General features: G+C 63.7%; 26 protein-coding genes. 8 read left to right on the top strand and 18 right to left on the bottom strand.

Annotated features, from left to right (window positions below; genetic code table 11):
* Positions 1-22 precede the first annotated feature (22 nt).
* The gene (locus tag AC1PLU_RS14975) at positions 23-616 is read left to right on the top strand and encodes a hypothetical protein (protein ID WP_481106628.1); all 594 of its coding nucleotides are present in this window, start codon (positions 23-25) and stop codon (positions 614-616) included.
* Here AC1PLU_RS14975 and AC1PLU_RS14970 read toward each other — a convergent pair.
* The 14 genes from AC1PLU_RS14970 to AC1PLU_RS14905 form a co-directional block, all read right to left on the bottom strand.
* Positions 564-1034: a gp16 family protein gene (locus AC1PLU_RS14970; protein ID WP_481106627.1), complete on the bottom strand. Its 471-nt coding sequence runs from the start codon at positions 1032-1034 to the stop codon at positions 564-566. The genes AC1PLU_RS14975 and AC1PLU_RS14970 overlap by 53 nt on opposite strands.
* Positions 1035-1036: 2 nt before the next feature.
* Entirely contained in the window at positions 1037-1270 is a 234-nt protein-coding gene (locus AC1PLU_RS14965) for a hypothetical protein (RefSeq protein ID WP_057671372.1), read from the bottom strand.
* Positions 1257-1559: a hypothetical protein gene (locus AC1PLU_RS14960; RefSeq protein ID WP_481106626.1), complete on the bottom strand. Its 303-nt coding sequence runs from the start codon at positions 1557-1559 to the stop codon at positions 1257-1259. The genes AC1PLU_RS14965 and AC1PLU_RS14960 overlap by 14 nt, the downstream gene beginning before the upstream one ends.
* Complete coding sequence (locus AC1PLU_RS14955; RefSeq protein WP_481106625.1) at positions 1556-1885, bottom strand: hypothetical protein; 330 nt, start codon at positions 1883-1885, stop codon at positions 1556-1558. Before AC1PLU_RS14955 ends, AC1PLU_RS14960 begins: the two co-directional genes overlap by 4 nt.
* Positions 1882-2490, bottom strand: coding sequence for a DUF3164 family protein (locus tag AC1PLU_RS14950; protein ID WP_481106624.1), 609 nt, complete (start codon positions 2488-2490; stop codon positions 1882-1884). The genes AC1PLU_RS14955 and AC1PLU_RS14950 overlap by 4 nt, the downstream gene beginning before the upstream one ends.
* A 58-nt stretch (positions 2491-2548) precedes the next feature.
* Complete coding sequence (locus AC1PLU_RS14945) at positions 2549-3172, bottom strand: hypothetical protein (RefSeq protein WP_481106623.1); 624 nt, start codon at positions 3170-3172, stop codon at positions 2549-2551.
* Complete coding sequence (locus AC1PLU_RS14940) at positions 3169-3456, bottom strand: hypothetical protein (protein WP_481106622.1); 288 nt, start codon at positions 3454-3456, stop codon at positions 3169-3171. The genes AC1PLU_RS14945 and AC1PLU_RS14940 overlap by 4 nt, the downstream gene beginning before the upstream one ends.
* Positions 3456-3743: a hypothetical protein gene (locus AC1PLU_RS14935; RefSeq protein ID WP_481106621.1), complete on the bottom strand. Its 288-nt coding sequence runs from the start codon at positions 3741-3743 to the stop codon at positions 3456-3458. Before AC1PLU_RS14935 ends, AC1PLU_RS14940 begins: the two co-directional genes overlap by 1 nt.
* Entirely contained in the window at positions 3733-3930 is a 198-nt protein-coding gene (locus AC1PLU_RS14930; protein WP_481106620.1) for a hypothetical protein, read from the bottom strand. Before AC1PLU_RS14930 ends, AC1PLU_RS14935 begins: the two co-directional genes overlap by 11 nt.
* Positions 3930-5156 (bottom strand): AAA family ATPase, encoded by a 1227-nt coding sequence (locus AC1PLU_RS14925; protein WP_481106619.1) that lies wholly within the window; start codon positions 5154-5156, stop codon positions 3930-3932. Before AC1PLU_RS14925 ends, AC1PLU_RS14930 begins: the two co-directional genes overlap by 1 nt.
* Positions 5153-7069, bottom strand: a complete 1917-nt coding sequence (locus tag AC1PLU_RS14920) for a transposase domain-containing protein (RefSeq protein WP_481106618.1) — start codon at positions 7067-7069, stop codon at positions 5153-5155. Before AC1PLU_RS14920 ends, AC1PLU_RS14925 begins: the two co-directional genes overlap by 4 nt.
* 83 nt (positions 7070-7152) lie before the next feature.
* Complete coding sequence (locus AC1PLU_RS14915) at positions 7153-7524, bottom strand: hypothetical protein (RefSeq protein ID WP_220357745.1); 372 nt, start codon at positions 7522-7524, stop codon at positions 7153-7155.
* Between the two features lie 483 nt (positions 7525-8007).
* Positions 8008-8403 (bottom strand): hypothetical protein, encoded by a 396-nt coding sequence (locus tag AC1PLU_RS14910; RefSeq protein ID WP_481106617.1) that lies wholly within the window; start codon positions 8401-8403, stop codon positions 8008-8010.
* Positions 8403-8744 carry a helix-turn-helix domain-containing protein gene (locus AC1PLU_RS14905; protein ID WP_481106616.1) on the bottom strand — a complete coding sequence of 114 codons (342 nt, stop codon included), beginning with the start codon at positions 8742-8744 and terminating at the stop codon, positions 8403-8405. Before AC1PLU_RS14905 ends, AC1PLU_RS14910 begins: the two co-directional genes overlap by 1 nt.
* A 265-nt stretch (positions 8745-9009) precedes the next feature.
* Between AC1PLU_RS14905 and AC1PLU_RS14900 the strand changes: the two genes are divergently transcribed.
* From AC1PLU_RS14900 to AC1PLU_RS14890, 3 genes are read left to right on the top strand one after another with little or no spacing between them, the layout of a single operon-like run.
* Entirely contained in the window at positions 9010-9453 is a 444-nt protein-coding gene (locus AC1PLU_RS14900) for a hypothetical protein (protein ID WP_481106615.1), read from the top strand.
* Positions 9407-9799: a hypothetical protein gene (locus AC1PLU_RS14895; RefSeq protein ID WP_481106614.1), complete on the top strand. Its 393-nt coding sequence runs from the start codon at positions 9407-9409 to the stop codon at positions 9797-9799. The genes AC1PLU_RS14900 and AC1PLU_RS14895 overlap by 47 nt, the downstream gene beginning before the upstream one ends.
* Before the next feature lie 12 nt (positions 9800-9811).
* Positions 9812-10219, top strand: a complete 408-nt coding sequence (locus AC1PLU_RS14890; protein WP_481106613.1) for a hypothetical protein — start codon at positions 9812-9814, stop codon at positions 10217-10219.
* Positions 10220-10963: 744 nt separating this feature from the next.
* Here AC1PLU_RS14890 and AC1PLU_RS14885 read toward each other — a convergent pair.
* Complete coding sequence (locus AC1PLU_RS14885; protein WP_481106612.1) at positions 10964-13372, bottom strand: penicillin acylase family protein; 2409 nt, start codon at positions 13370-13372, stop codon at positions 10964-10966.
* Between the two features lie 145 nt (positions 13373-13517).
* Between AC1PLU_RS14885 and bfr the strand changes: the two genes are divergently transcribed.
* The gene (gene bfr, locus AC1PLU_RS14880) at positions 13518-14003 is read left to right on the top strand and encodes a bacterioferritin (protein ID WP_043889738.1); all 486 of its coding nucleotides are present in this window, start codon (positions 13518-13520) and stop codon (positions 14001-14003) included.
* Between the two features lie 281 nt (positions 14004-14284).
* Here bfr and AC1PLU_RS14875 read toward each other — a convergent pair whose 3' ends face one another.
* From AC1PLU_RS14875 to AC1PLU_RS14865, 3 genes are all read right to left on the bottom strand, one after another.
* Complete coding sequence (locus tag AC1PLU_RS14875; protein WP_481094406.1) at positions 14285-14941, bottom strand: thiopurine S-methyltransferase; 657 nt, start codon at positions 14939-14941, stop codon at positions 14285-14287.
* A gap of 435 nt (positions 14942-15376) precedes the next feature.
* Positions 15377-17620 carry a DNA topoisomerase IV subunit A gene (gene parC, locus AC1PLU_RS14870; protein WP_023903461.1) on the bottom strand — a complete coding sequence of 748 codons (2244 nt, stop codon included), beginning with the start codon at positions 17618-17620 and terminating at the stop codon, positions 15377-15379.
* A gap of 62 nt (positions 17621-17682) precedes the next feature.
* Positions 17683-18534, bottom strand: coding sequence for an AraC family transcriptional regulator (locus AC1PLU_RS14865; protein ID WP_481094407.1), 852 nt, complete (start codon positions 18532-18534; stop codon positions 17683-17685).
* A gap of 123 nt (positions 18535-18657) precedes the next feature.
* Here AC1PLU_RS14865 and AC1PLU_RS14860 point away from each other — a divergent pair, with 123 nt between their 5' ends.
* Genes AC1PLU_RS14860 through AC1PLU_RS14850 form a run of 3 tightly spaced genes read left to right on the top strand, consistent with a single transcriptional unit; the run spans position 18658 to position 21813 of the window.
* Positions 18658-19098: a MarR family winged helix-turn-helix transcriptional regulator gene (locus AC1PLU_RS14860; protein WP_006453275.1), complete on the top strand. Its 441-nt coding sequence runs from the start codon at positions 18658-18660 to the stop codon at positions 19096-19098.
* A gap of 23 nt (positions 19099-19121) precedes the next feature.
* Positions 19122-20609: an AdeC/AdeK/OprM family multidrug efflux complex outer membrane factor gene (locus AC1PLU_RS14855; RefSeq protein WP_481094516.1), complete on the top strand. Its 1488-nt coding sequence runs from the start codon at positions 19122-19124 to the stop codon at positions 20607-20609.
* Positions 20610-20619: 10 nt separating this feature from the next.
* Positions 20620-21813: an HlyD/EmrA/EmrK family protein gene (locus tag AC1PLU_RS14850; protein WP_115038055.1), complete on the top strand. Its 1194-nt coding sequence runs from the start codon at positions 20620-20622 to the stop codon at positions 21811-21813.

The following is a 21813-nucleotide window of genomic DNA, read 5'->3' as shown; positions in this document are numbered from 1 at the left end:
TCATCTTCGAAGGATTGGTCTCGTGACTCCAGAGATAGCTGCAACTTGGCAAGCCTGGTCGGCCGTCGTACAGGCAGTAGGCTCGGTTGTCGCTATAGGCGTGGCCATAGCAATTGCAAAAAATCAGCATGAGCAGAATATAAAATTGATCAAGGATGAAAGGGCTAGAGTTGAGGAGGGTGAAAAACAGAAGAAGAGGGCTGTTCGTGGTCTCGCAAGCAGAATTACTACTGACATATCCGATCACATAGACCATGTCAGGATCTTTCATGACAGATTGAACCATCTAAAGCAGGACCGCGATGAGCGTTTTTCAATTGACGACGCTTTCGGAGACTTGATGGGTGCTGTTCAAGATCTCAGAAGGGCTTACGACGTAGCTAATTGGGAGATTAAGGAGCTTAAGCCTATATTCCAGGATGCTGGGATATTGGAAGCTGTTTATCACTACATGGTTGAGGGGGTGCTTAAGGACATATCGAATGCAGCGAATGAATGTGCGGAGCAAGGCGTCCAAAGCTCTAATTACGGCTTGGTGCAGTTCGATGTTGATCCGTTAGTGGCTAAGCTGCGAAATCTTCAGATTTCACTCCAGCTGCATCTCCAGAGTCTTTGAAATGCCGGCCTGCGTGTATTTGTAGTGCAGCAATCAGCTTGTGAAGCTGAGCTCCATTGAGGAAATCCACTCGGTCCACTTGGAACATCTGCTTTGCGGTGTTGTGGGCATACGCCCAGGGGCGCTTGGCATCTGCCAGTAGGGCCTGGACCTTGCGCAGCATCGGCACCTCATCCACGTTCTTCGGCTGGCCCGGCCACTGACGCTTACGTCCGGTGTACTGCACATCCTTGAATCCCAGCCGCACGAACTCGGCAATCACCAGTGCGCGTTCCTCGGCGGTCATCTTGGCCGCCGAGTCTTTGCCGGTGATGCGCACCAGTAGCGCGCGATAGGTCGCTTCATCCAGGCCTTTCTGCTTGGCTGCCATGTGGATCTTGGCCAGCTGCGTCTTGCGTGTGGACAGTGCCAGGCTCATGGTCAACGGCCTCCGTTGTCGATGGGATCGAAGCGCCACTCATCGATCGGCACGGCGTCGCGGATCTTTGCGCCATGCACGCCGTCGACCAGCTGCCGGTGGGCTTTGTTGGCCAACTGCTCCGCAGCCTTCATTGCGGCGTCGCGCGTCACGGCATGCCGGCGACCGGCAGAGGGGAACAGCCAGTTGAGCAAGGTGTTCACTTCGTTGGCGGTGTTGTTGTCAGTGATCGCCATTGGCCTGCTCCTTCATCGGATAGAACTTCACACCGTGGTGCTTCAGACCTGCGCACCACTTCAACCATGCAGCCAAGGCGTCGCCCTTGGCCGCGTCGGTTTCGTCCTGCGCTGCTTCGGGGACGCCGGGCACCAGTAGGCAGCCAGCGCTGGCGCCTTTGCCGTGACGTGCAAGCACATCGACCGTGCGTCGTAGCGCCACTTCTTTGCCGGAGGCGATCTGGATGGCGCCGTTTGGTGTGCGCGAGCCGAACTCGATCAGGCCGCTAGGCCAGCACCACGCCTTCATGCCGGCACCTCCGCGTCTTTGTCCTCGAAGCGGACTAGCGTGGGGATGCTGATGTGCCGTTTGAGCCGCCAGGGCCACACATCGCCGCGTGCAGCGATGTAGTCCATAGCGCGCTGCACCACAGCCAGGTCGCGCTGGCCATCTGTACCATCGCTGACCGCCCGGCTGGTGTCGAAGAACAGCATGCCTTCGGCGTACTGCTGTCGCGCATGGAGCTCGATCTCACTACGTACGCAATCGTCGGCGATGCCAAATGCGCCACCAATCGCAGGAAGATCGATGGGCTGCATCCCACCACCCGTGTGCATGAGCATCAGCATGGTCATGCCCCCGCGATGTCGAGGGCGATCGGGCGGTACTCGCCCTGGGAGTCGCGCTCGTACACGCGCACATAGCTCTTGGAGCCCACCACCTGCACGGCCTCAGCAATGGCCAACATGGCCTCTTGCCAGCGGGGATCGTCAATCGCCAGGCGACGCAGCGAGAGCACTTGGCCGGTGCGGATGTTGCCAGCCTGGTCGACCCGGAAGGCATCGTTGATGAGGGCGCGCAGTTCGCTGCGAGCGCCTTCGGTCCACTCGGTCAGGCACTGGTCGATCAGATCCTTGGCGGCCTGCAGGCGCTCATCAAAGGCGATGTTCTCCTGATTAGCGCGCAGCACCTTGTAGCGTCCGTCGAATGACAGCAGCTGCACATTGCCTTTCTTGCCGCCCAGGCGTACTCGGTACTGCTCGGCGCTCAGTTGCACGAATGCCTCGATATCGCCAAATGTGCCCGCCTTGAATTCGGCGATGGTGCGGCTGACGGCTTTGGCCTTCTGGATGATCTCCTGCACCAGCTCATCGCGTGCAAGATCGATCGGCTTGATAAGGACTTCCGGGACCAGACGGCCTTGAGCGTCTTGGCGGAAACCTTCGGGAATTGGAATCATGAGTGATGGTCCTTGATGTCGGTCTTGCCGAGCCGGTTGCCGCCGGCTGGCGGGTAGCTCACGCGGTTAGGGTTTTGCGGGCGCGGCGCAGTGCACCGCTGCTGGCTACCAGGGCGGCGATGAGTGCGTGGGGGAGCTGTGCCTTGCATGCGTCTTCCAGCGCGTCCTGCAGGTCGTCGGCAATCGCATCGATGCGTTCGTTGATGGCATGCGGCGGGCGCGCTTCAAGGCGCAATCCTTGGACGCAACCATCAGTGCCTATCAGGAGTTTGTGGATCACCCGGCTTTCAACCTTTTCTGCTGCTGGTGGCTCGGCACTCGGGACGACCTCTGGTGTAGGCGTGGGAGCGGTTACCGCCGCTGGCTGTGCTTGGCGTTTATCGGACGCAGTGGATCGCACAAGGGAGTAGATGATGTTGCTGCCACTGCCTTGGCTGTCGATGACACCTGTGTTGGTCAGATGGCACACCGCCATGTACCGGAGGCTGGCATCAACGTCGCTCAGTTCCTCGCGCAGTTGGGCAGCGGTGAGCATCCCGCCTTTGGCTTCGAGAGCGGCGACGATGCGGTTGCGGGATTCTTCGCGTGCGCTGGCCATGTGCTGTTCTTTCTCATTAGGCGCAGGGAGACGGGTCTGCACGCCGTGCAGGCCGCAGCCCAGTGGTTGGAAGGGAGCGCTCATGCCTGGTGCACCTGCACGCCGCGCTGCTCGCTGACTTCCCACTCGACCTGGCAGCCGTGGAACGGCGCGGCCATGACCGAGCGCACAACGACGCCGACGCACTCGCGGCGGCGCATGGCGCCCTGGATGAACGTGCCAGGCCTATCGATCACGATCACCGGCCGGCGATCGCTCAGACGGATCTCGCGCGGCACGCATCCCTGATCGGAGAGGTGATGGATCGCCGCCATCGCGGCCTTCAATTGGTCATTGAAGCGGGTACAAACGGCATTCAAAGCGTGCATCACACAGACTCCTTGACCACATTGATGAGGCGTTGCGCGGCTGCCTGGCTCACCGCGCGCAACGTTTTGTCCAGCAACGCGCCGTATCTCCAGGCGATGCCAGCGCGGTTGAACAGCCCTTGGTGTTCTTCGGTGAGGTAGACGGTGGGCAAGCCGCGATTCTTGAAATAGAAGCGCACCAGGTCGCGCTGGCGCTGCGTGCATGCCGGGATCGTCATCGCGCCAGTGGGCGGCGTGCCGAATCCCGAGCCCACTGGATGCCGTGCCCGGCGCGGATCACTGTCCATGGGCGTGCACCTGTTTGGAGAGCGCGACCAACTCACCCACGGTGAGTTCGTCCACAGCCTTGCCGGTGGTAACGATCGATTGCACGACCTGGCAGCGCTCGCGCAGGCCAGAGGTGCGCAAACTGCCGATCAGCGCGGTGGCGGTAATCAGATCGGCGGTGATCACCGGGATGCTGGTGCGTTCCATCAGGCCATCACTCCCAGCTCGCTGGCCGCGTGGCGGATCTCGTTGCAGCCGATCGCACGTCCCTGGGCCTTGGCGTAGGTCGCAGCCAGGCGCAGCACCTTGTTGAGCACGCGCAGCGCGCCAGGCGTTGCGGCGATCTGCCGAATCGCATCCCTGCATGGACTGTCGTCGATGCCCCAGGCGGCGATGATCGCGTCCGCGTCGCCCACGGTGGCCTTCTTCAGGACGATCTTCTTGCCGATGCGGCTGTAGAGACGGTCCAGGAACGGCGCGCGGTTGCCGCCGCTCATCTGCGTGTACACGCGCTCGTTGCCGCATAGCACCAGGCCGATGCCGGTTTGGTCGTTGATGGCGCGCACCTGATCCAGCGCCGGCACACTCAGGTGCTGGGATTCATCCAGCACCAGCAAGCCGTTGGTCTCGCGCACGCGCTGGAAGATGGCGCGCTGCAGGAACGCGGCCGAGTTGGTGAGGTCACGCAATCCCAGCGCGATCGCGATTTCCTGCAGACAGCCCATCACGCTGCCGGTGGCCGGTGTCAGTTCCACGTGCCAGACGTTCGGCGCGGTCTTGGTGTAACGCTGGATCGTCTTGGACTTGCCCAGGCCGGCGCCGCCGACGATCAACACCACATCGCCAGCCATCTGGGCATAACGCAGGCCGGCCAGAATCTTCTCGCTGGTCGGCGTGGGCACCCATTCCGGACCTTCGGGCAGGCGACCGGTGCTGGTGCGCTCGTCCAGCGCCTTGGTCCAGTTCTGTAGCTTGCGTGCGACGTTCTGCACGCTGCCTGCGTATGTGCCGCCCAGGAACTGGGACAGCGTGGTGCTGCTGACATCGGCCTCACGGGCGATACGCGCCTGGGTGTAAGTGGGATCGTCCTGGACCAGGACGCGGACGCGCTCACGTAGAGCGGCGAGGTGTTCGGGCGACAGTTCCGTTGTGGTGGTGGGCAGAGTGGTGACGCTCATCAGGCGCATTTCCTTGGGCAACAAATAGGGACGGGGATTCAAAGGCTGGCGGGCGAGGCTGGCGCGCATCTGCTGGCGCTTGAGCAGTGCGCTGCCGGCTTTGCCGGCGCGTGGGTTGCTGCGCTGATCGACGCCGGTTTGAATGCGGACATTCGAGCGGTAGCGGTCCGGGCAGCTGGTCTGTAGGTAATCGCTCAGCCATGCGCGGCGGTTTGCAAGGTGGCCACCTGGCTGCGTGGCTTTGTTGACGCTCATTGGTCATCTCCTGGCACACGCCACAGCGAGGTGGCTTGCTGCTCAGCGGCCATCCGCTCCATCAACGAAGCAAACGCGCTGTCGTGATCGTCGGTACCGGTGCGTTGCAGCACCTCGCCCTGCGGAACCGGCGCCGGCTTGCGGCGTCCAAACAAGGGCGCGATGACACCGGCTGGCGGTAGCTCTTCGGGCATCGGCGAGGGCAACTGCGCCGCGACGCTGGCGACATCCATCCGACGCTCTGCGTCCAGCTGCTGTTTGGTGGCGCGGCGGAACTGCTTCTTGGCACGCGCATGCTCACGCGCTGCACCCGTGTCGGCGAAGCCCACCGCTGCGATGCACTCCGCTTCGCCCAGGTAGACGTTGGCCAGCGTGTACACCTGGACTTCGGTGTGCAGATGCTCTGGATCAAAGCGCAGCATCAGCTTCTGCCCGGCGTAGGGCGCGATCGCTTCGGACCAATAGCGGTTGCCAGACAAACGCACGCTTCCATCGCGGCTGTCGCTGGTGACCACGTCGGTGGCCAGCAGCATCTGGCGCAGCTGCTCACCGGAGGCCTTGCGGATCGTGCATTGGGCATAGCTGGCGGCGAAGGCCTGATCGAAGCTGCCGCCGGCTGCTACGCGTGTGCGTCGTGAGCCACGGGCGTTGTGCGCGGCGACTTCTTCGTTGAGGACGCGCACGAACTCATCCAGCGGCACGGCCTTGCTTCCGTAGTTCTCCGGCTTGGCGTCGGGCTTGTTGCCGGTATAGGCGCCAGCGAAGGCCGGATGCTTGGCAACGCGATCGCACAGATCCCGCCAGGTGCGCTCGATCGGCTTGGCCTGGCCGTGGTACGGCGTGGCCCAGTGGATCTCGCAACCCATCGCGGTGAGGACGCCGGTCGGATCGTCCTCGCGCACCTTGAACCGGAAGCGGTTGGCGGTGCCGCCGGTCAGCATCTTCGAGGCAAAGCCGCGACCGTTGTCCAGCCACACTTTTTCCGGGATGCCGTAGCGCTCGACCACATCGCGGAAGGCGAAGCGGGCAAGGTCGGCCGATTCGGTCTCGCCGATCCGATACCCCAGCAACTTGCCGCTATAGAGGTCTTGCACGCCCACCATGATCGGGCGCGCGATGGTGCCGTCCGGCCACTTGGCGAACACGTCGAACTTGTGGCCGTCGGCGTTCACTGCTTCTAGTGCATGGAAGATGCTGCGATCGCGCTCCTGCGCGGGGAACGTGCGGTTGAACGCCTCTTGGCCCTGGCGAGCGAGTACCAGCACACCGCGCGGCAGTTCGGCCTTGATGCGACGTTGGAACGTCTTCAAGGATGGAAGCACCCACTGCTTGACCTGCGCGATGCGCGTCACTCGGTCGTAGCAGCTGCTGGCAGTGGGCGCTTCGACGCGGAGGTAATCGGCTTTAAACAGATCCCACGCCTCTGCCGGGATCTCGGCAGTGACGGTGCGACCGGTATAAGCCGGCACCAGCATCGCCAAGCGGTGCTGCTTCTCTACGCCTGCAACTTGTGCAGCCCAGCGCGCCAGGCTCGCTTCGCTGGCACCGCGCACGTTGTCGCGTTGCAACTGCGCGGCGACCAACGTGCGTGCGTCCAGCAAAGGATGGCCCTCGGCTACCAGCTGTTCGACCGCCTGCAGGGCGCGCAGCCGGCGTGATGCCTCCGCTTTCAGATGCTGGGGCACTGCCTCATAGCGTTGCCATGCGGATTGGATATGCGCAGCGCTGGCGACGGCTGTCGGCCGGCGCTCGCGTACACGCTCCACGGCGGCACTGGAGGGGCTTAGTACACCAGAGCGGAGAAACAGCGCAGCCTGCACCTCGGCTGGTAGCCCATTGGCGGCGTAGTAACGCTTGGCACCACCACGACTTGCTCGCGTTTGGTAAGCCCATTTTTCCTTTATCGCGCGCATCTCAACAGCGCGCTTCGAGATGCCCATCGCAGCAGCAATGGTTGCTAAATCGAGCATATCGATTGGATGACTATCGCCAACCATCAACGCGACCTCCTGCTCAGATCTCTCAGGGCACGGATTTGCTCGGTGGCACGGTGTTTCTCACGTTCCAGTCGCCCGATTTCGGCGTCCAGAGTGGCGGCGCCGAGCAACAGCTGCCCGCCGACTACGCCGCCGTGCCACTCGGCCAGGCGGGTGCTGCTGCACACCACTTCCAGCACCGGTGCCAGCCAGAGAGGTACGTTGAATTCCTCGCGGCTCTCGGCGGTGTAACCGTCGAGCATCGCTTTGGACACGTCACGCCCGGCCAGCCGGCTGGCACGTGCGGCAATTTCAAACCGGTCGATGCCGGCGGCATGCGCGTCTTTGAGCATGTCCCCGACCAGCAGGCTGATAGGCTGGCGAAAATCCATGCTTCCCGGAATTTGAGCGGCCGGACGTGGCACCGCGAACATGTCGCTGGTGAGGGCATCGGCTCGACGACGTGTAGTCCTGTTCATCGCCCGATACCCCCACCGACGGCTGCGCGTTCGATCGCACAGGCGGAGGTGCTCACCGGCATGCCACCGGTTGCCACAACGTGGCGGACCTGCTCTCGAACTGCCGGTGTTTTCGCGCTGTCGGACGCGGGGCACTGACCGGCTGATCCCCACCCATTGACCTGGGCCAGGTGTGTAAAGGCGGAACCGCCGTTGCTAGGCTGGCCGGAGCGACCCATATCCACCCCAACAACGGAGATCCCATGAAGCAGCCCCTGCCGATGTACGAAGGAGCTAGCGAGGCCGTGAATGAGCTGCTGCACAGGTTTGCAAGCGTCGAACCCGATGCCTTGTTCCGTGTTGCGACGGAAATGGCCGGCCGTGACTTTGCTGATTGCCGACAACTGGCTGCGCATCTCAGAGCGCTCCTTGTTCTTGTGTCGATTCAGGACGCCAAGGACCGGTCTTCTTTCCCGTGAGAGCCTCACGTTGATCTCGGTACCACTGGATACCCCGTTCGCTGGCGGGAACGGCGTTGAGGCGCGCTAGATCGTCGGGTCGCACAGGCTCGCGCGGACGGCGTACATCGGCCTGCATGACTCCCTCATCCCAGCCGGCCCACCAGGCGTCCGCTGCAGCCGTACCGGCGGCGTATTGGTTGGAGAGGGTGACTCCCGCCAGACGCTGGCTCAGCGCTGCACGGCAGCCCTGCTGGTATTCCGGGCTGCGTGCCGAGCGACCGGCAAAGAAGATCTCAGCCATCAATTGATCGAGCCGCGCCGGGGTGATCGGGCAGAGGGGGGCGGTATTCATTACGCTGCTCCACTTTGTGGATTGCGGGCCGCGCGCAGCCTGCTAGGCTTTGCATCAACAGGAAGAAGAGCCTTCTGACCGCGTTTGCGGTTCGGCTTGCCGTCCGTGCCATACCTACTCGGCCAGATCTCCGTGGCGCTGATCCCCAGCGCCTCGGCAATGATTGCTTCGGCCAGCGGGTAAGGCCGGTGCAATGCCTTAGCCAGGCTGTTCGGATTGTCGTAGCCGTTGAGGATGCTCAGCTGGCGCAGGGAGTAGCCCTTCATGCGCAGCTGTGCTCCGACTTCGGCCGGGTGCCAGTCGTTGAGGCTGGTTTTTTTTGGTGTCGGTAATGCCGTCACGTTTCGCGTTGTCCGTTGGCGGTGTCTATGAGGCAGATATTGAGCACGTTTGTTCCCCTAGTCAAGCGCGAAATTGCTTCGCACTTCCGTTCCGTGCGGAACGAACGTTCCCGTTCGGTTTTTTCCCTTAGAAACCATGGGCTTGCTGAAAGTGCGAAGCTCCTTTCCGCCTTACTGCGGGGCCTTCGCGCTTTAGGGGGTGGAAGTGCGAAATGACCTTGGTGCGCGTTTGAAGCAAATACGTGCCTCTCGCAATCAGCAGGACATGGCCGAGTTGATGGGCATCGCAAAGCGCACATACGCAAGCTACGAGCGCAATGAACGGGTCCCGGATGCACTCATGCTCAAGCCGTTGCTTGATGAGGGCTGGAACGCCAACTGGCTAATTAGTGGCGCTGGCTCGGAACGCTTGAAAGCCCTTGATGACAAAGGTTTTCCGGCAGATGAGACCGCCGCACATTCTCTGTCTCAGCCTCCGCGATTGGAGTCCCTCACACTGGCCATTCAGTTGGCCGAGGAGGCGTTGGACGGGGGCAGGCTAGAGCCAGCCGACTACGCCCAGCTCGTCTCGCTCATCCACGACGCCTTGGTCAACGGCCTGCCAAGCGCCCAGGTACTGGCGTTCGCAAGACCCGCTGCACGCGGGATAGGAGAGACAGAACATGGCAGAAGGGATGTGGGTGGATCAGGTAAGAAAACTGCTCGATAGGGCCAAAACGCAGCAATCGGCAGCGTTTTCCAATCTCGATGGGCTCAGGCACAGCATCGATGGCGCCTTGGCGCTGGTGCAGACCGCCAGGGAGGAGCGACAGCAGAGTTGTACGCCGCCACTCCCTTATCCGATCCAACGCCGCAACTTGCTGGCGCAGATTGGCCGGCAGAGCCGTTATTACGGACTTTCTGACGAAATCCAGGCTTTCGTGTACGCCACGGGTGCCCAGGTCATCCAGGAGCTCGACAACGACCAGCTCGCTGCGCTGCACACTTGGCTCGCCCAGTGGATCGAGAACATGCAAACCGGCTGTGACTCAGCTTTTGCGCCCCCGGCGCGCTAACAGGAGCAAGCAATGAGCGATGAAAGCCAAGAAAACGTGCGGAAAATGCGGGAATTGCTCGCCAAGTCCCAAACGCCCAAGGGCAGTGCCGAGCACGTGCGGCACGTGACTGCTGATCGCGGGGGGATTGCCGTCCATGCTGACGGCTCCGTGCACATCGGTATGAGCCCAGTAGCGCAGAAAAAGCCGTTTTTTAACTTCGGTCGTCTGGTAGGTATCTATTTTTTGCTGATTGTAGCCGCCTACATCTTCTTCAGGCTGGTGCCTCTTTGGCAAAGCCGGCCGAAAGGATTGGCACCGATATTCACCGTGCAGTACATGGGCAGCCAAGCGCCCCTCTGGGAACTAGCTGTACTGGCTTTTGGCGGGGCAGCAGTCGCAGCCTGCCTGGCGGGTCTGACACGGTGGCTTTCACGCTAAGCCTCAAGCTGGGGCACCGTGACTCGGCCGGGGCACCGCTGCGGCAGTCTTTAAACGCCAAAACCCTTGCTAGGGAAGGGTTTTGCGCATCAAACAGGATGGCTGGCTGACAGCATCTTCAAATGCCCTTCGAAGGCGGCTCACCGCATCCGGGCATTTCGCACTTCATCTGTCTATTTCGCACTTTGGGCTGCATTCCGCAAACCTAAGCCGGCGCGCGCAATCGTGCTGCACTGCCGCTCAAGACCGTTGCCGCGTCTAGGTTTCGTGCCATTTTTTCCCGGCCAATTTCGGCTTATTCCGGTTTATCAATCCAGGTGTCCCCCAACACTAGAGGTGGCCGGGTGTAGGTGTTGAGCCGGGCGTAGGTGTTGAGAGGTGCAGGGTGGAGATTTGCAGACGTGCAGAATTTGTAGAACGCAGAACGCAGAAATTCAGACATATGGACACGCAGACGCGCAGCGCATCCCTTCTCCCGCCGGGAGAAGGTGCCCGAAGGGCGGATGAGGGTACGGGCGCAGCATCGTGCCGTCTGTCATGCAGGGAGCCCCTTGAAGCTAGTGCAGGATGAGCTGCATCGCATGCCATCGGTTGCATGGCATGCGCCCGTACCCTCACCCCAACCCCTCTCCCGGCGGGAGAGGGGCTACTGCAGCCCACCTCTTCCTGCGCTTCATTTCTGTGCTTCTTTTTCTACGCTTCCGCCGAGACCCGTACCCGACAGATCTGACAACGCAATCACGCCTAATTCGGCTGCAATCGCAGCGTGTAACGCGTAGCCGTCGGCAAAAACGGGGTCGGCCGGCCATGCACCCAATCGTCATGCCCCGCGCCCCAGAACGGCGACAACGGATGTCCGCTCTGGCCGCCCGGCATATGCACGATGCCGTCGCGTTCGTGGCCTGGCGAGACCACCATGCGTTCGGAGGCGCCGAAGGCCGGGCCTTGCACGCGCGGCATGTCGCGATCGCCGGGCAGTTGATCGGGCGGCATGCACAGCCAGCGCTTGGCGAGGGCAGGCAAGGCGCGCGCGATCGGGTGGCAGATCGCGGCGGTATTGCGCTCGCCCCAGGTGCGCTCGCTCAAGGGGCCGTCCTGCGCAGCTAAATCCGTCTGCGCACCGCGTGCAGCATCGGCAAGCAGCTGATCCCAACTGGTGTACGTGGGCGGCAACAAATGTGCAGGGCGCTGCTGCAGCATCGGCCAGACGATGCCTTCCAACTGCGCGCGACGCGGCGGCACGAAGTCATCGCCAAGCGCAGCGTTTGCCGGTGCCAGCAGTCCGGCTTCCACGGCATCGATGGTCATGCTGCGAAAACCGCGCACGATGCGATAGCTCACCGAGCCGGTGGACGCATGCCCGTCCCACTGCCGCGTGGCGACTTCGATCTGTTGCAGCGCCGGGTCCTTGCTGTGTTCGACCACGCTGCGCAACAACTGCCACCACCGCGTGAGCAGCACGGCGCGATCGTCGAGCTGGATGGCAAGCAGATCCAGTTCGTTGAAACGCTGTTTTGCGAACAAGTCGTCGCGAATCTGCTGCGCGCGCGCGCCCAGGTCGTAGCCGGCATTGCCGAGTGTCGCCAGCTGTTGCGCATCGACGATGCGGCTGTTGGCAGTCCAGAGCCGGTGCGTGGGTGGGTCGATCAAGGCGGGTGCATCGTCGCTGCGCACGGGCCATGGCACGCAGCCGGTCGGCGCAGGTTCGGAAGCGACCGCGCCAGCAGCCGCAGGCAATGCCTCGTTCGACTCCTGCGCCGAGGTTGCAAGTTCGGCAATACCGCTCGGGCTGCACCCCGCATTGCGTGCCGGACGCGCGCCGATCACCCGCCAGGCGATGCGCCCGCTGCGATCGGCCAGTACGAGATTTTGCGCGGGAATGCCCGAGCGATCCGCCACCGCAAAGGCCGCCTGCAGATCCGCCGCGCTACTCATCTGCGCGAAATCCAGGCGGATTGCGCCGGGAAGCTGCGCGGCCCAGCGCAGCGCGAGCAAACTGCCGTCGGCATTCTCGTGCAGGATCGGGCCCCAGATCGCCTCGCGGACAGGAAAACTTACCGGTGCAGCGCCTGCCACAAGAATCGTTTCGACATGCGTGGTGAGCGCTTGCGGATGCCCGGGCGTGGCTGGCGCAATCCGCGCAAAATCTGCTGTATCGATATAGCTGTTGGTGAACGCCCAGGCCACGTGCGCATTGCTGCCGACCACCACCGCCGGCAGGCCGGGCAGGGTGAAGCCGGTGACATCCACCTTGCCCTCGGGCGCGCTGGTATCCGGATACCGCAAGCGCGCGCGGAACCAGATGTTGGGCGCACGCAGGCCCAGGTGCATGTCGTCGGCGACGATGGCGCGACCATCGCGGGTGAGGCTGCCGTCCACGGCGAAGTTGTTGCTGCCCGGGGTCGGTTGTTCGGCGCGTGGTGCAGCGGCTGGATGCGGCAAACGCCGCAGATCCAGCGTTGCCGCATCCGGAAGCGCCGCATCGCCCAGTGCCGGCCCGAACAGCGGTGCATCCCAGCTGGAGCCCTGATGATCGAGCAGCGCCGCCAGTGCGGGCGGCACCACCGCGCGGATGCGTGCGATGGCCAGTTCGGTCTGGTTGTCGTTGTCCTGCAGGTCGGCGTACATCGCCATGCCGGTCAGGATGGAATCGTCCAGCGTCCACGCGCGCGGTGTCTGCCGCAGCAGCAGGTACGGCCATGGACGCACGCGCAAGGTCGCCAGCCCCGCATTCACGCCGTCGGTATAGGCCTGCAATGCTGCGCGCTGGCTGCCTGCAGCAATGTCCAGGCTGGCATGCACGCGTGCACGCAACCGATGCACGCGATTGCGTTTGTCCAGGTCCAGCGCTGCGGCGCCAAACAGCTCGGAGAGTTCACCGGCCGGCGCGCGGCGCATCAGATCCATCTCGAAATAGCGCTCCTGCGCGTGCACATAGCCGAGCGCGCGCATGGCATCGACCTGGCTGGCCGCATCGATGGTGACCACGCCCAACCGGTCGCGCTGCACGCTGACCGGCGCCGCCAGGCCGTGCAGTGCGTTATTGCCGTCCAGCTGCGGCAGGCTGCCACGCATCAACAGATACACGGCCAACACGGCCGCCACGCCCAACACCACGATTGCCAGCAGCAGCCGGCCCAGCCATTTGCGCATTGTCGATTCCTTGAGCTCGGTCAAAGTGTGGTGCGCCGTCATGACGGTGGCGGGTCTGGTGGCAACGCAACTGAAAGTGATTCCGATTAGATCATTGCCCGGCGGCTTAGGGCACCATGCGCGCATTGCGTCGCTGGAGCACACCATGAAAGGCCATCCCGAAGTCGTCGATTACCTCAAGCAGCTGCTGCGCGGCGAGCTGGCGGCACGCGACCAGTATTTCCTGCATTCGCGCCGTTACGAAGATCAGGGCCTGATGGCGCTGTACGAGCGCATCAATCACGAGATGCAGGAAGAGACCGAGCACGCCGACGCGCTGCTGCGGCGCATCCTGTTCCTGGAAGGCGACCCGGACATGCGGCCGTCTGAGTTTGCGCCCGGCAAGACCGTGGTGGAGATGCTCGAGCGCGATCTGGTGGTGGAATACGAAGTGCGCGCTGCGCTCGCCGCCGGCATGAAGCTGTGCGAAGAACATGGCGACTACGTCAGCCGCGACATGCTGCTCAAGCAGCTGCAGGACACCGAAGAAGACCACGCCTGGTGGCTGGAGCAGCAGCTCGGCCTGATCAAGCGCATTGGCCTGGAGTTGTACCAGACCTCGAAGATCGACAAGGGTCACGTGGCCGGCTGAGTCGGGCGACTGGGCGCTGCGCAGCCGAAGAGCTGGCGCAGCACAGCTTCGCAGTCGGCAGGTGCCGCGCTGTGCATCGCGATTGCTGCGCTGCTTGCGTCATCTACCGACCGTCTGCTGCGGTGTCTTGCTTGGCGCATTGCGCGCGTGTGCATAACCACCGCGTGGTGCAAGGTCACGCGGTCTCGATTGGATTGCGACTCGCGCATTGTGCGAAACATGCAGCGGCCGACTGATGCGAAGACGGCGTTCGGGCGCGACAGCGCGTTCGAACGCGATCGTCAGTTGCGTTGCAGGCGATACACCCCGGTCGACAGTGCGGTAACGCCATCGGCACGGAAGCGCGGCTCCTGATCCAGGATGTCGCGGTGTTCCAACGCCTGCACCTGCCACTGCGCGTCGAACAATGCGTGCACCTCGGCAGCATCCACCGAGAAGGGTGGGCCGGCTTTTTCGGCTTGCGGATACTCCAGCGTGATCAATAGACCGCAGCAGCCTGTGGGCAGGTGCGCATAGACGGTCTCCAGATAGCGCCGACGTAGCGCCGCAGGCAGGGCGATCAATGCAGCGCGGTCATAGACAGCGCTGCAATCGGCCAGCACGCTTACGTCCAGTGCAAAGGCATCGCCGCATATGATTTCGATCGGGCCGGCAATAAAGTGCTCGCCGGCGCTGCTGGTGTGTCGCTGCGGTTGCAGGCCTGCGTCATCGAAGAACTGCGTGACTGCCAACGGCGATACTTCCACACCCAGCACGCGATGGCCTTGCGCGGCCAACCAATGCATATCCAGTGTCTTGCCGCACAACGGCACCAGCACGCGGGCAGCCTTCGGCAACTGCAACGCCGGCCAATGCTTTTGCAGCAGCGGCATCACCTCGTCCTGATGGAAGCCGGTCTGACCGTCCTGCCACCGCTGCAGCCAGAAATCTGTGTCCATGATGTTGTCTTGTTGTCTTGCGTTGACCAGTGATGTGATGGCGAAAATAGGAGTGATATTGCCGCTCGAAAGGAGCTGATCAGACCGCAACTCATCGCACAGCTGCCTGGCAGACACCGCGCGCAACCACGCACACCGACCATCTTGATTGGTCCTTGCCCGCCCACCATCGCGGGACCTTACGCGGCATGGATGCCGCGTAAGAGCCTACATGGATGTACTTGCGGCGTGTCCCGCGATGGTGGGCCGGCAAGGACCCTGCAGCCAAGCCGCAGATCATCCGCTCTACAACCGACGCATCCGCACCGTTCGATGACCTCTCAAGACGACGCAGAGCTTGAACTTCAGCGTCGTTTGGATGTTCCAAGCCGAACTAATCGAGGGCGCGACGACAGCATCGAACGCGCCGCCGCGCGCCGCTTAGGTGAACAAGCGTTACTGCACTTCCAGCCCATCTACTTTCTGCCACCCGCGCGGCAACAACGCCCCGCGGCTCGCACGCGCGCCCACATACGTATCCAGATCCTTGAACGACAGGCTCATGGTGCGTGCTCCGCTGCGTACCAGCAGCGTGTTGCCCGGCGCCACCGCCACCACCGCCACCACGCGCTCGGTGCCGAGCTTGGCCTTGGGGATCTCGATGATCTTGTTGCCTTTGCCCTTGTCCAGCTCAGGCACATCGCTGGCCGCCACCGCCAGCAGATTGCCGGCGCTGGTGACCGCGACAATGCGATCGCTCTGCGGGTTGATCACTTGCGCCGGCGTGAGCACTTGCGCGCCGGTGGTCAGATTGAGCATCGCCTTGCCGGCCTTGTTGCGACCGGTGAGGTTTTCGAAGCGGGTGACGAAGCCATAGCCGTGCGATGAGGCCAGCACGAAGCGGGTGGCGTTGTCGGCGCTGGCCATGACCTGGAACGACGCGCCGGAAGCGGGCGAGAACCGCCCGGTCAACGGCTCGCCATTGCCTCGCGCCGAGGGAAGGGTGTGCACTGCGGTGGAGTAGGCGCGGCCTTCCGAATCCAGGAACGCCACTTGATGGGTGCTGCGGCTGCGCACTGCGGCCAGCAGGCTGTCGCCATCGCGGTAGGACATGCCGGCCGGATCCACTTCGTGGCCCTTGGCCGCGCGCACCCAGCCCTTTTCCGACAACACCACGGTCATCGGTTCGCTGGCGACCATCTCCGTTTCGTCGATCGCCTGCGCCGCGCCACGCTGCACCAGTGGCGAGCGACGTGCGTCGCCGAACTTCTTGGCATCGGCGGTCAGTTCGTCCTTGATCAGCTTCTTCAGCTTGGTCTTGCTTTCGAGAATGGCTAGGATCTGCGCGCGTTCCTTGGCGAGGGCTTCCTGCTCGCCGCGGATCTTCATTTCTTCCAGGCGCGCCAGCTGGCGCAGCTTGGTTTCCAGAATGTATTCGGCCTGTTCCTCGCTGAGTGCGAACTTGGCCATCAACACCGGCTTGGGTTCGTCCTCGCTGCGGACGATGCGGATCACTTCGTCCAGGTTGAGGAAGGCGATCAACAAGCCTTCCAACAGGTGCAGGCGGCGCTCGACCTTTTGCAGGCGATGGTTGAGGCGGCGGGTGACGGTATCGCTGCGGAAGGTCAGCCACTCGCTCAGCAACTGGCGCAGATTCTTCACCTGCGGCCGGCCATCCAGGCCGATCACATTGAGATTGACGCGGTAGCTGCGCTCAAGGTCGGTGGTGACGAACAGGTGGCCCATCAACTGCTCGGCATCGACGCGGTTGGAGCGCGGCACCAGCACTACCCGCACCGGGCTGGTGTGGTCGGATTCGTCGCGGATGTCTTCCAGCCACGGCAGCTTCTTGGCGCGCATCTGCTGGGCGATCTGCTCGATCACCTTGGACGGCGAGACCTGGTACGGCAGCGCGTCGATGACAATGTTCGCGTGTTCTTTCTTGTAGGTGGCGCGCGCACGCACGCTGCCATGGCCGGTCTCGTAGATGGCGCGCAGGTCGGCCACCGGGGTGATGATTTCGGCGGTGGTCGGGTAGTCCGGGCCGAGCACGTGCTCGCACAGTTCGGCGACCGTGGCATCGGGGTTGTCGAGCAGGCGCAGCAGCGCGCTGACGATCTCGTTGAGGTTGTGCGGCGGCACGTCGGTGGCCATGCCCACCGCAATGCCGGTGGTGCCGTTGAGCAGCAGGTGCGGCAGGCGCGCCGGCAGCCAGGTCGGCTCTTCCAGGGTGCCGTCGAAGTTGGCGGCCCAATCGGTGGTGCCTTGGCTGATTTCGCCCAGCAGCACTTCGGCGATCGGGGTCAGCTTGGATTCGGTGTAGCGCATCGCCGCGAACGACTTCGGATCGTCGGTGGAACCGAAGTTGCCCTGGCCTTCGATCAGCGGGTAACGGTACGAAAACGGCTGCGCCATCAGCACCAGCGCTTCGTAGCACGCGCTGTCGCCGTGCGGATGGTACTTACCGATCACATCGCCCACGGTGCGTGCGGATTTCTTCGGCTTGGCGGCGGCGTTCAGGCCCAGCTCGCTCATCGCGAAGATGATGCGCCGCTGCACCGGCTTCAAGCCGTCACCCAGGAACGGCAGGGCGCGGTCGAGCACCACGTACATCGAATAGTCGAGGTAGGCGCGTTCGGCGTACTCGCGCAGCGGCAGCTGCTCGAAGCCATGGAAGGTGGGGCGGGTCAGATCGGTCATTGCGAAGCCAGGTCCTACGAAAGAGGAACCCGCGCGCCAGGCGCGAGCTCGAAGAGCGCCGATTATCCGGATGCGGCGGGGGATGCCAAGCCGCGCGCGTGGCCACCGGCCAGATAACGCGTGGGCGGGGCGCCGAAATGGCGGTGGAACACGCTGACGAAAGCGCTGGGGCTGCTGTAGCCGAGCTGGTCGGCGACCTGTGCCACCGCGCTGCCCTGACTCAAGCGCCGCAGGCCTTCGGCGAGCCTGGCCTGCTGCCGCCACTGCGCGAAACTCAGCCCGGTCTCGCTGCGGAAGTGCCGGCTCAGGCTGCGCGGCGACAGCCCGCCCCAATCGGCCCAGGCATCCAGCGGGCGCGGGTCGGCGGGGGTGTCGAGCAACTGACGGGCGATGCGCAGCAGCCGGCGGTCGGCTGGCATCGGCAGGTGCAGGTGGTCGATCTGCACCTGGCACAGCTCGTCCAGCAGCACGGCGGCCAGCCGTTGCCGGGCGGCATCCAGCGGCTGGTCCAGCGGCCAGCCTGCTGCGCGCATGATGACTTCGCGCGCAAGCCCGGTCAGGCGAATCACGCCGCCCTGGGCGGGCAGGGCGGCACAGACATCCGGCCGCACCACCACGCCCCAGCCGCGCATCGGCCCGGCCAGCTCCACGGTGTGCTGCTGGCCGGGCGGCATCCAGCCGGCGCAGCCCGGCGGCAATGAGAGGGTGCCCTGTTCGGTATGCACGGTCAGCACGCCGTGCTCCACATACATCAGCTGGCCGCGCACATGCGCGTGCGGGGCGGTCTCCGGCGCCCATACCGCATGCAGATCGGCCAAAAAAGCGATCACTTCCGGACCATCGGCCCACTCGAAGCTGGCGCGCACGCCCGGAGGCAAGGCATCGACCGTCGTTGGCGGGTTTTCGATAGTCATTGGCGCAATTGTATTACCAGGCCAGGCAGACCCGCGCGTATCGTGGCGATCCTTGCAGGCGGTTTAATCCCTTTCGACATATTTGCATTGACAAATATATATTCCGGAAGAAAATAGCCGGCCATGAACGATCTCTCCTCCACCTCGCCGTCGTTCGGCTTGTTGCTGCGCCAGGTGCGCGACGCGCTGATGCGGCAGCTCGATGCCGAGATGAAGGGCGAACTGCCCGACTTCGGTTTCAGCCACTACGTCGGCTTGAAGATTCTGGCAGTGCGTTCGCCGTGTACGGCCAACGAACTGGCGCTTGCGTTGGACCAGACCCCGAGCGCGGTGACCCGGCTGCTCGACAAGCTTGAAGCGCTGGGCGCAGTGCGGCGGGAGCCGCATGCGCAAGACCGGCGCGCGCTGCAGATCGTCATGACCGAACAGGGCGTGGCCTTGTGGGAGCGCCTGAAGCTGCGCGGCGAACGCGCCATCGAGCACGGTCTGCGCGATCTGGCCGCGCCCGAGCGCGAACAACTCACCTCTCTTCTCATCCGTGTCCGCGATGCACTCAACTCATGAACGCTGCTAGTTCCTCGATCCAGATGTTGCGCCTGCGCTCAACGCGCTTTGCGCGGCCGCTTGTGCTGACCGCCTTGACGCTGGCATTGGCCGCCTGCGCCAGCAGTCGTGGTCTGGCCCCGCAAGGTGCCGTGCTGGAACCGGGCGCGCTGCATGCCGAGCGCATGCTGGCGCAAACCACCCTGAGCCCGGCGGCGTGGCCGGCCAGCGATTGGTGGCGCGCCTTGGGCGATCCGCAATTGAACGCGCTGATTGCCGAAGGCCTGCAGCGCAGCCCCAGCCTGGCGGCGGCCGATGCGCGCCTGCGCCAGGCGCAGGCAGGCATCGGCACCGCGCAGGCCGACCGCGGCCCGAGCCTGTCGGTGTCCGGTGGCTATGCCGGCGTGCAGTTGCCCGAATCGGTGGTGGGCGAGGAACGCGGCGGCAAGTTCGGCGGCAACGGCCAGGTAGTGCTGGATTTCCGCTACGGCGTGGACCTGTGGGGCGGCAAGCGCGCCGCCTGGGAAGCCGCAGTGGACCAGGCGCATGCGGCCGATGTGGATGCGCAGGCGGCACGTTTGAACCTGTCGGCGGCGATCGCCGAAGCCTATGCCCAGCTCGATTACGCGTGGCGTTTGCACGATGTGGCCAACGATGAGCTGATGCGCGCGCAGAAGACCCTGGATTTGACTCGGCAACGTCGCGGCGCCGGCATCGATAGTGAATTGCAGGTGCGTCAGTCGCAGGCACGCGTGCCGGCTGCGCAACAGCAGCTGCAATCGGCGCAGCAGCAGATCGACGAAGCGCGCACGGCGTTGGCCGCGTTGGTCGGGCAGGGCCCGGACCGCGGGCTGGATATCGCGCGCCCCACCTTGAGCAGCGCAGGCGCGCTGCAATTGCCAAGTGCATTGCCGGCCGAGTTGTTGGGTCATCGCCCCGATGTGGTCGCCGCGCGCTGGCGCGTTGAAGCGGCAGATAAAAACATTGCGGTCGCCAAGACGCGCTTCTATCCCAGCTTCAACATCACCGCGTTGGGCGGGCTGGTGAACCGGGATGTCGGCCAGTTGCTGGAAAGTGCATCGCTGTTTGGCGTGGTCGCCCCGGCCTTGAGCTTGCCGATCTTCGATGGCGGCAAGCTGCGCGCCAATCTGGCCGGCAGCGATGCGCAATACGACCTGGCGGTGGCCGACTACAACCAGAAGGTGCTCGATGCGCTGCGCGAGGTGGCCGACCAGGTCAACGCAGTGCGTTCGCTGGAGCAGCGCGCACGCTCGCAGGACGAGGCAGTGCAGACCGTCACTGCCGCCTTCGATCTCGCACAACAGCGCTACCGCGCCGGCATCGGCAGCTATCTGGAAGTGCTCAGCGTGCAGGAGCAATTGCTGCTCGCACGCCAGCGCATGGCCAGCCTGCAATCGCAACAACTGTTGGCCTCGGTGAGGTTGCAGCGCGCCTTGGGCGGCGGATTCACGCCGGAACCTGCGCGCGACACCGCACACGCCGCGACCACTTCCGCACAACCGAATTCCTGAGACAGCAACGATGAGCCAGACGACTGCAACTTCTTCCCAACCTGCGCCGGCCGCGCCCAGCAAGCGCCGTGCGGCGCTGCGCATCGTGGCCATTGTGGTGATCCTGGCGATCATCGGTCTTGTGGTGTGGTACTTCCTGGTCGGCCGCTGGCACGAAGACACCGACGACGCGTATGTGCAGGGCAACCAGGTGCAGATCACCCCGATGGTGGGCGGCACCGTGGTCAGCATCGGCGCCGAAGACGGCATGCGCGTGGAGCGCGGCCAGTTGCTGGTGCAGCTGGACCCGGCCGATACTGCCGTCGCCTTGCAGCAGGCCGAAGCCAACCTGGCCAAGACCGTGCGTCAGGTGCGCGGTCTGTATCGCAGTGTGGAAGGCGCGCAGGCCGAATTGTCCTCGCGCGAGGTCACGTTGCGCAGTGCACGCGCCGACTTCGCACGGCGTAAGGATCTGGCGGCCAGCGGCGCGATTTCCAACGAAGAACTGGCGCATGCCCGCGAAGAACTCGCTGCGGCCGAAGCGGCGGTGAGCGGTTCGCGCGAGAGCTTCGAGCGTAATCGCGCATTGGTGGATGACAGCGCGGTGGCGAATCAGCCAGACGTGCAGACGGCTGCCGCGCAGCTGCGTCAAGCTTATCTCAACCATGCGCGCACCGGTGTGATTGCGCCGGTGTCCGGTTACGTGGCGCGTCGTTCGGCGCAGCTCGGCCAGCGTGTGCAGCCCGGTAGCGTGCTGATGGCGGTGGTGCCGCTGGAGCAGGTGTGGGTGGAAGCCAATTTCAAGGAAACTCAGCTCAAGCACATGCGTCTGGGCCAGCCGGTGGAATTGCATTCGGATCTGTACGGCGGCGGCGTGAACTACACCGGCCGGATCGAAAGCCTGGGCCTGGGCACCGGCAGCGCGTTCTCGCTGTTGCCGGCGCAAAACGCCAGTGGCAACTGGATCAAGATCGTGCAGCGCGTGCCGGTGCGCATTGCGGTGGATGCCAAGCAACTGGCCGGCAATCCCTTGCGCATTGGCTTGTCGATGAAGGTCGAGGTCAATCTGCACGATCAGCAGGGCAGCGTGTTGCCGACCAAGTTCGCCAACGGCGCGGTATTTTCCACCGACGTGTATGCGCAGCAGTTGCAGGCTGCCGACGCGGATATCCAACGCATCATCCAGGACAACCTGCCCGCGCAGGCTGTTTCCAAGGCGGGCTAA

Source organism: Xanthomonas sp. NCPPB 2933 (assembly GCF_056725225.1).
The sequence above is the reverse complement of the archived record's forward strand: the minus strand, read 5'-3'. Positions and strand labels throughout refer to the sequence as shown.

Bases quoted from the DNA above. Each gene is read 5' to 3' on its own strand.
- AC1PLU_RS14970 (WP_481106627.1), bottom strand. From the start codon at position 1,034: ATGAGCCTGGCACTGTCCACACGCAAGACGCAGCTGGCCAAGATCCAC.
- AC1PLU_RS14965 (WP_057671372.1), bottom strand. From the start codon at position 1,270: ATGGCGATCACTGACAACAACACCGCCAACGAAGTGAACACCTTGCTC.
- AC1PLU_RS14960 (WP_481106626.1), bottom strand. From the start codon at position 1,559: ATGAAGGCGTGGTGCTGGCCTAGCGGCCTGATCGAGTTCGGCTCGCGC.
- AC1PLU_RS14955 (WP_481106625.1), bottom strand. From the start codon at position 1,885: ATGACCATGCTGATGCTCATGCACACGGGTGGTGGGATGCAGCCCATC.
- AC1PLU_RS14950 (WP_481106624.1), bottom strand. From the start codon at position 2,490: ATGATTCCAATTCCCGAAGGTTTCCGCCAAGACGCTCAAGGCCGTCTG.
- AC1PLU_RS14945 (WP_481106623.1), bottom strand. From the start codon at position 3,172: ATGAGCGCTCCCTTCCAACCACTGGGCTGCGGCCTGCACGGCGTGCAG.
- AC1PLU_RS14940 (WP_481106622.1), bottom strand. From the start codon at position 3,456: ATGCACGCTTTGAATGCCGTTTGTACCCGCTTCAATGACCAATTGAAG.
- AC1PLU_RS14935 (WP_481106621.1), bottom strand. From the start codon at position 3,743: ATGGACAGTGATCCGCGCCGGGCACGGCATCCAGTGGGCTCGGGATTC.
- AC1PLU_RS14930 (WP_481106620.1), bottom strand. From the start codon at position 3,930: ATGGAACGCACCAGCATCCCGGTGATCACCGCCGATCTGATTACCGCC.
- AC1PLU_RS14925 (WP_481106619.1), bottom strand. From the start codon at position 5,156: ATGAGCGTCAACAAAGCCACGCAGCCAGGTGGCCACCTTGCAAACCGC.
- AC1PLU_RS14920 (WP_481106618.1), bottom strand. From the start codon at position 7,069: ATGCGCGCGATAAAGGAAAAATGGGCTTACCAAACGCGAGCAAGTCGT.
- AC1PLU_RS14915 (WP_220357745.1), bottom strand. From the start codon at position 7,524: ATGGATTTTCGCCAGCCTATCAGCCTGCTGGTCGGGGACATGCTCAAA.
- AC1PLU_RS14910 (WP_481106617.1), bottom strand. From the start codon at position 8,403: ATGAATACCGCCCCCCTCTGCCCGATCACCCCGGCGCGGCTCGATCAA.
- AC1PLU_RS14900 (WP_481106615.1), top strand. From the start codon at position 9,010: ATGGCCGAGTTGATGGGCATCGCAAAGCGCACATACGCAAGCTACGAG.
- AC1PLU_RS14895 (WP_481106614.1), top strand. From the start codon at position 9,407: ATGGCAGAAGGGATGTGGGTGGATCAGGTAAGAAAACTGCTCGATAGG.
- AC1PLU_RS14890 (WP_481106613.1), top strand. From the start codon at position 9,812: ATGAGCGATGAAAGCCAAGAAAACGTGCGGAAAATGCGGGAATTGCTC.
- AC1PLU_RS14885 (WP_481106612.1), bottom strand. From the start codon at position 13,372: ATGCGCAAATGGCTGGGCCGGCTGCTGCTGGCAATCGTGGTGTTGGGC.
- bfr (WP_043889738.1), top strand. From the start codon at position 13,518: ATGAAAGGCCATCCCGAAGTCGTCGATTACCTCAAGCAGCTGCTGCGC.
- AC1PLU_RS14875 (WP_481094406.1), bottom strand. From the start codon at position 14,941: ATGGACACAGATTTCTGGCTGCAGCGGTGGCAGGACGGTCAGACCGGC.
- parC (WP_023903461.1), bottom strand. From the start codon at position 17,620: ATGACCGATCTGACCCGCCCCACCTTCCATGGCTTCGAGCAGCTGCCG.
- AC1PLU_RS14865 (WP_481094407.1), bottom strand. From the start codon at position 18,534: ATGACTATCGAAAACCCGCCAACGACGGTCGATGCCTTGCCTCCGGGC.
- AC1PLU_RS14860 (WP_006453275.1), top strand. From the start codon at position 18,658: ATGAACGATCTCTCCTCCACCTCGCCGTCGTTCGGCTTGTTGCTGCGC.
- AC1PLU_RS14855 (WP_481094516.1), top strand. From the start codon at position 19,122: ATGTTGCGCCTGCGCTCAACGCGCTTTGCGCGGCCGCTTGTGCTGACC.
- AC1PLU_RS14850 (WP_115038055.1), top strand. From the start codon at position 20,620: ATGAGCCAGACGACTGCAACTTCTTCCCAACCTGCGCCGGCCGCGCCC.